7 protein-coding genes are annotated in these 6,394 nt (G+C 56.9%); all 7 read left to right on the top strand.

The features are described from left to right. Positions 1 to 128: 128 nt before the first annotated feature. Positions 129 to 440 (top strand): Rossmann-fold NAD(P)-binding domain-containing protein, encoded by a 312-nt coding sequence (locus tag KNP77_RS15565; RefSeq protein WP_214891708.1) that lies wholly within the window; start codon positions 129 to 131, stop codon positions 438 to 440. An 85-nt stretch (positions 441 to 525) separates the two neighbouring features. Next, on the top strand, positions 526 to 1,674 hold the full coding sequence (locus tag KNP77_RS15560; RefSeq protein WP_214891705.1) for an ROK family transcriptional regulator: 1,149 nt from the start codon (positions 526 to 528) through the stop codon (positions 1,672 to 1,674). A 167-nt stretch (positions 1,675 to 1,841) separates the two neighbouring features. After that, a complete protein-coding gene (locus KNP77_RS15555) occupies positions 1,842 to 2,291 on the top strand; it encodes a hypothetical protein (protein WP_070328426.1) in 450 nt (149 codons plus the stop codon). A gap of 20 nt (positions 2,292 to 2,311) precedes the next feature. Next, positions 2,312 to 3,613, top strand: a complete 1,302-nt coding sequence (locus KNP77_RS15550; protein WP_214891703.1) for an ABC transporter substrate-binding protein — start codon at positions 2,312 to 2,314, stop codon at positions 3,611 to 3,613. 67 nt (positions 3,614 to 3,680) lie between these two features. Next, a complete protein-coding gene (locus KNP77_RS15545; RefSeq protein WP_214891701.1) occupies positions 3,681 to 4,634 on the top strand; it encodes a carbohydrate ABC transporter permease in 954 nt (317 codons plus the stop codon). Between the two features lie 12 nt (positions 4,635 to 4,646). Further along, positions 4,647 to 5,432 (top strand): carbohydrate ABC transporter permease, encoded by a 786-nt coding sequence (locus KNP77_RS15540; protein WP_131464370.1) that lies wholly within the window; start codon positions 4,647 to 4,649, stop codon positions 5,430 to 5,432. 18 nt (positions 5,433 to 5,450) lie between these two features. Beyond that, positions 5,451 to 6,394 (top strand): beta-galactosidase (locus KNP77_RS15535; RefSeq protein WP_251139129.1); only part of this gene is annotated, 944 nt, incomplete at its 3' end.

Raw genomic sequence — 6,394 nt, 5'->3', positions numbered from 1 at the left:
ACTAATCTATCGGAGTTCTGTTCTGATTTTTCGGCAATAGTGTAAAATCGTATCGAGCAAAAACTGTCAATTTTATTCTAGCGTTCACAAAAGTCCCGTTCTTTCCGAGCTATCAGAATAAACGCAGCATGATCCATATCGACAACTTGTCCGAATTGTTAGCGCTCATCGTCTTGAACGGAGATAGCGGGACGTTCCATCCCCAGAACGCGGACTACGTGTGCACGTCCGACCTCGTCTCGATGATCGGGGCCGTCCACGGCAACCGCGTCCGGCGCTTAGGTCTGTTCAACGGCGTCATCGGAAAACTCGTCGACCGAAACGTCATGATGAACAAGCTGTTCGGGGATTTCGCGTACGCGAAAGAGCTGTCGGCATATCCACAGGACTATCACGTGCGCGATTTCTTTGACAGCGTCGTCGCGACCGAAAGGAAATGATTTGCCAGATTTTTTCAGTCAACCCATGACCGGTTTCCCTGACATGCTATACTAAGAAAAAAGCACAGAAATGGGTGGACTAGTTATGGGGAAGACGACACCACGGAACTCGAAATGGATGCGGACGTATAACCGCTCGCTCATCCTCCGGCTCATCCGGCTCCATCAGCCGGTGTCCCGGGTCGAGCTCGCCAAGGCGACGAATTTGACGAAGCCGACGATCTCGAACATCGTCAATGAATTAAAGGAAGAAGGGCTGGTCAACGAGCGTGAGCTTGGCGTCTCGAGCGGGGGACGGCGGCCGATCATGCTCGAGCTCGCGGCGAGCGACCGCTTCGTCATCGGCATCGACGCGACGCAAAGAAAACTGCACGGCGTCGTGACGAACATTCACGGAGAATTACTTGACGAGGCATGGCACGACGAACGGTTCGATACGAACGAGGAGTTCATCGACGCCATCGTGACGCTATACATACAACTTGCCGGCAAGACTTCCGGGGACGTGATTGGACTTGGGGTGTCCGTCCACGGGATGGTCGAGGCCGGAGCGGGCGTCGTCTTGTTCGCGCCGCGCTTCCACTTGCACGACATCCCGCTGAAGCGGGAACTCGAGGCGCGCCTGAAACAGCACGTCTTCGTCGAGAACGACGTCCGGACGCTCGCGCTCGGGGAGCTCTACTTCGGTGAGGCGATCGGCATCGACGAGTTCTTCTACGTCTACGCCGGCTATGGCATCGGCGGCGCCTACGTCCACGGCGGCGAGCTGATCGACGGCGAGCACCATATCGCCGGTGAGATCGGCCATATGCGCATCATGCTAGACGGGCCGATCTGCTCGTGCGGCAACCGCGGCTGCCTGGAGGCCGTCGCCGGCGAACGGGCCATCTTGAACGAGGCGCGAGAGCACTATGACTTGACGCTCGACGGCATGCGCGACGCGGTCGGGACGAACCCGGACGTCCAAAAACTGTACGAGCGGGCCGGGGAATACGTCGGCATCGCGACGCTCAATATGATTCATCTCTTGAACCCGAGCCGGATCTTGCTCGGGGGGCCGCTGTTCAACTACGCGCCACAAGTCGTCACGAACATCCAGGAACGCGTCGCCCAGACGGCGTTGACGATGGACGCGCGCCAGACCGACATCCGCGTCGTCCCGTGGAACGCCAACCACGGCGCGCTCGGTGCGGCCGCACTTATCACAAACCAGCTGTTCGGCGAAATCCAATGACGGCATCGCTCTCACACGAGGGCGATTTTTTTGTGTCAAAAAATATTTTAAATGAAACCGTTTACAAATATAAAAACCATGTGTTATAGTCTGTTTGTAGTTAGATAATAAATTTAATTTACTAAGTAAGGGGTGACACTCTCAAACGGGAAAGTGGAGGGGTAGACATGGACATAGAGACACCATTGCTGAAAGACAAGTTTCACGATATATTCGGTCGCTACGGGGCGACGCGACTATTCACAAGGGACGGTTCGACGTTCGATGAATTGGAAGCGTTCACAAAAGCGGACGGCGTCGTCGTCACCCGCTCACGGCGGGACGGCATCTTTCGGTTATATGACGAAGAGGCACGCGACATCCGCTTGTTCCGCGTCTCGGACTTGAACCAGGCTGAGCGGGCGAACAGCTTCGACGAACTGTTCGAGATGCTGCTCTGGCGCTTGAAGCAACAGGACGCGCTGCCGTTCGGGGCGGACCTGTACGTCGTCGGCTCGTACATAGACGACCATTGGCAGTTTGATTTGGAACTGATCGCGTACACGCTCACCCGGCTCGGGGATCAACCGATGCCAGACCACTTGATTCGGGAGCTTTGCCTCAAGTTGGTCGCATAACATTCAAAGGAGAATTGGACATGAAAAAATCGACAATCGCACTCGCATCATCGGTACTCGTCTTGTCATCATTGCTCGCAGCTTGCGGCGAGAAAGAAGAGGCGGCCGCGACGACAGAAGACGGCAAGCCGGTCATCAACTGGTGGGGCTGGGCGCCGCAACCTGAAGTCGGCGAGGCACTCGCCAAATCGTTCAACGAGTCGCAAGACGACTACATCGTCAAGTTCAAGCGTCTCGAGGACTATGAGCAGCAACTCCAAGTCGCCATGCTCGGCGGCGACGGCCCGGACGTCATCGGCCTCAAGGAACCGATGATCCCGCAATACAAGGACCGTCTCGTCCCGGCGAAAGACTACATGGACAAAGCGGCCGGCGCGGGCTGGCAAGACAAGTTGATCGAGCTCGGCGTCGAACAGACGACGGTCGACGGCGAACAGATGGCGGTGCCGGTCGGCTTCACGGGCCAGGCCTACCTCATGTACAACAAGACGATGCTCGACAAATACGGCGTGACGCCACCGAAGACGTATGACGAGACGATCAAAGCGATCGAGACGATCAACGCCTCGGGCGACGCGGTCATCCCGATGCAGCTCGGCGCGAAAGACGCCTGGGTCGGCACGGACGTGTTCAACGTCTTGAGCCATCAGGTCGCACCAGGCTACATCCAAAAAGTACTCGAAGGCGAAGCGAAATGGACGGACAAAGAGATGGTCGAGACGGCCGAACTTTGGCAGCAACTGTTCGAAGACAAAGTCTTCCAAGAAGGGGCGCTCGGCCTCGCGACATACATGGACGGCATGAACAACTTCTTCGACAAGAAGGCGGCGATGTGGGTCATCGGCTCATGGGAAGCCCACTCGATGACGACGGTCGAGAAGCGTGACAAGTGGAACAACTTCGAAGACGAGATCGGCTTCGTCCCGCTCCCGAACCTCGCGGGTGGCACTGAGCAACCTGTCATCGCCTCGATCGACATGGCGCTCGGCGTCAACAAAGAGTCAGAGCAACAAGACGGCGCGGCCGCTTTCATCGCCTACATGACGCAAGGCGAGGGCCAAGCGCTCTACATGGAGAAGTTCGAGATGGCGCCAGCCGTCAAGGACATCGAAGTCGCGTACGAGGACAAGTTCACGTCTGACGTCGAGCGCGAATCGTACGAGATCTTGAACGAGACGGTGAAGAACGCCGTCGCGGGCCGCGGCATCCGTGACCCGAAAGTGTACGACACGCTCGGCAAAGAACTCCAGAACATCGCGGGCGGACAAGATGCGAAAGAAGCACTCGCACGCATCCAAGCGATCGCCGACCAAGGTAAATAATCGACACGAGCGCCAGTGGCCAGCCTGACTGGTGCTCGATTTTTTTAGCGGAAAGTGAGGGAACACTATGCAACACGCAACCGACTTAACGGAACAGGAACCAAAGCTGTCCGCAGTGCCGCCGAAACGGCCGGACCCGGTGAAGAAGAAAGCGCAGCTGAAAAAGAACTTGATCGGCTGGGCGTTCGTCGCCCCGACCGTCCTGTTCGTCATCGCCTTCATCTATTACGGTATCTTCTATAACGCGTATCATTCGGTGTTCTCGTGGGACGGCATCTCGTTCGAGAAGACGTACATCGGGCTCGAGAACTTCGGCCGCATGTTCAGCGACCCTGAATTTTATAACGCGCTCAAGAACACGGGCATCTTCACCGTCCTGACCGTGACGATCCAAGCCGGGCTCGGGCTCGTCTTGGCGTACTTGCTCCACACGAAAGGAGTCGGGCGGACGTTCTTCAAATCGGTGTTCTTCTTCCCGGTCGTCTTGAGCCCGGTCGTCCTCGGCGCCGCGTTCTCGCAGATCTTCGACTTCCAGTTCGGTTACATCAACGAATTCTTACGCATGATTGGCTTAGGCGCGTTCGAGCAGAACTGGCTCGGCGACCAAGACGTCGCGCTCTACTCGATCATCTTGATCAACATCTTCCAATGGACGGGCTCGTCGATGATCATGTACTACATGGCGATGCTCGCGATCGAACGGGAAGTGTTCGAGGCGGCCAACATCGACGGCGCCGGCTTCTGGCGAACGCTGTGGAGCGTCGTGTTCCCGAATCTTAAAGGGACGACGTTCACGCTGACGATCCTCGGGGTCATCGGTGGACTGAAGACGTTCGACATCGTCTGGATCTCGACGCAAGGCGGACCGGGCAACTCGACCGAGGTCATCTCGACGTACTTGTTCCGCAAGTCGATGCTGCACCAAGAGGTCGGCTACGCCAGTGCCGTCGCCATCATCTTGTTGATCATCGCGCTCGGCATCACGTACTTCCAGACGCGTGTGCAGAAGAAAATGGACTGAGGAGGGGTACCCATGGAAATTCAAACGAAAAAAGGAAGATGGCTCACCAATGTCGGCCTGTCACTCATGGCGATCATATGGTTGTTCCCGATCTTCGTCATGTTCAAAGAGAGTTTGCGGGTCAACGGCTTCAGTAACTATATCGCGACGTTACAGAACCCGAACTTTCCCCAGTTCGTCTTCAACAGCTTCATCGTCGCCTTCTTCATGATCATCATCTCGATCTCGTTTCTCGCCTTCGCGGCGTTCGGCTTCTCGAAGCTCGAGTTCGCCGGGAAACGGTTGTTGTTCAACCTCGTCTTGGCCGGGCTCATGCTGCCGGTCGCCTCGCTCATCGTCCCGCTCTTCTTCACGCTGCGGACGCTCGACGGGCTGAACAGCTATTGGGGCTTGATCGGCGCTGAGGTGGCGTTCTTCCTCCCGTTCGGACTCATGCTCATCAAGAGCTACTTCGACGAGCTGCCGAACGAATTGATGGAAGCGGCCCATATCGACGGGGCGTCGACGTTCCAAATCTTCTATAAGATCATGATGCCGCTCGCCAAACCGGCGCTCGCGACAGCGACGATCTATGCGTTCCTCAATTCGTGGAACGAGTACTTGATGGTGCTCACGTTCATGACGGACCCGGCCAAGCAGACGGTGACGCTCGCGCCGACGTTCTTCACGGAAGCGCTCGGCGGGGACCCGGGTAAACTATACGCCTCGCTCGTCTTGATCAGCTTGCCGACGATGGTGTTCTATATCTTCTTCCAACGCTTCTTACAAAAAGGGATGACTTCGGGAGCGGTCAAATAATCGATTGAGGTGACTAACATGTATGTAGGAGTAGACTATTACCCAGAACAGACGGACCGTGCCCTGTGGGACACGGACGTCCGCTTGATGAAAGAGTTAGGTGTCAACGTGATCCGGATGGCCGAGTTCGCGTGGACGATGATGGAGCCGGCCGACGGCGAGTTCGACTTCGCGTTTTGGGACGAGGTCGTCGCCAAGTTCGGTCAAGACTTCGACATCATCCTCGGCACGCCGACGGCGACACCGCCCGCCTGGCTGATCGAGAAATATCCGGACATCTTGCCGGTGACGGCCGACGGGGTCCGCATCAGTTTCGGGGCGAGACGCCACTACACGGTCAACAGCCCGGTGTACCGCGAGTACTGCGAGCGCATCACCCGCAAGATGGCCGAGCGCTACGGCAAGCATCCGCGCGTCATCGGCTGGCAGACCGACAACGAGTACGGCCACGAGAAATCGGACCGCTCGTACGGCGACGTCGACCAAATCGCGTTCCGAGCATGGCTACAAGACCGCTACGAGACGCTCGACGCGTTGAACGCGGCCTGGGGGACCGTCTTCTGGAGCCATACATACTCGGCATGGAGCCAGATTCCGGTCCCTCGCACCGTGTTCCAAGAGCACAATCCGTCGCTCCTCGTCGACTTCGATCGCTTCTGCTCGGACGCGTACCGTTCGTTCAACAAGCTCCAAGTCGATACGCTCCGTCCGCTCATCCATGACGATGCGTTCATCACGCACAATCTCGTCTATAGCGACATGGCGATCAACCAGCAACAGATGGCCCAAGACCTCGACTACGTCTCGTTCGACAACTATCCGGTCTGGGGCGGGCTACCGGAGCCGAACCGGTTCGAGAAGACGGCGCACGACTATAAATGTCAACGTCTTTATGTACAATTTCGTTCGCTTAATAATGCTCACTATTGCTCACTTCATCAGCCACAGTTTGTTCTGACCGA

Origin of the sequence: Exiguobacterium sp. s142 (assembly GCF_018618455.1) — a bacterium.
Classification (GTDB): domain Bacteria; phylum Bacillota; class Bacilli; order Exiguobacteriales; family Exiguobacteriaceae; genus Exiguobacterium; species Exiguobacterium aurantiacum_A.
Note: the sequence above shows the minus strand (reverse complement) of the source record. Positions and strands in the feature narration are given on the sequence as shown.

Coding starts and splice junctions, on each gene's coding strand:
- KNP77_RS15565 (WP_214891708.1), top strand. CDS start 129: ATGATCCATATCGACAACTTGTCCGAATTGTTAGCGCTCATCGTCTTG.
- KNP77_RS15540 (WP_131464370.1), top strand. CDS start 4,647: ATGGAAATTCAAACGAAAAAAGGAAGATGGCTCACCAATGTCGGCCTG.
- KNP77_RS15545 (WP_214891701.1), top strand. CDS start 3,681: ATGCAACACGCAACCGACTTAACGGAACAGGAACCAAAGCTGTCCGCA.
- KNP77_RS15560 (WP_214891705.1), top strand. CDS start 526: ATGGGGAAGACGACACCACGGAACTCGAAATGGATGCGGACGTATAAC.
- KNP77_RS15550 (WP_214891703.1), top strand. CDS start 2,312: ATGAAAAAATCGACAATCGCACTCGCATCATCGGTACTCGTCTTGTCA.
- KNP77_RS15555 (WP_070328426.1), top strand. CDS start 1,842: ATGGACATAGAGACACCATTGCTGAAAGACAAGTTTCACGATATATTC.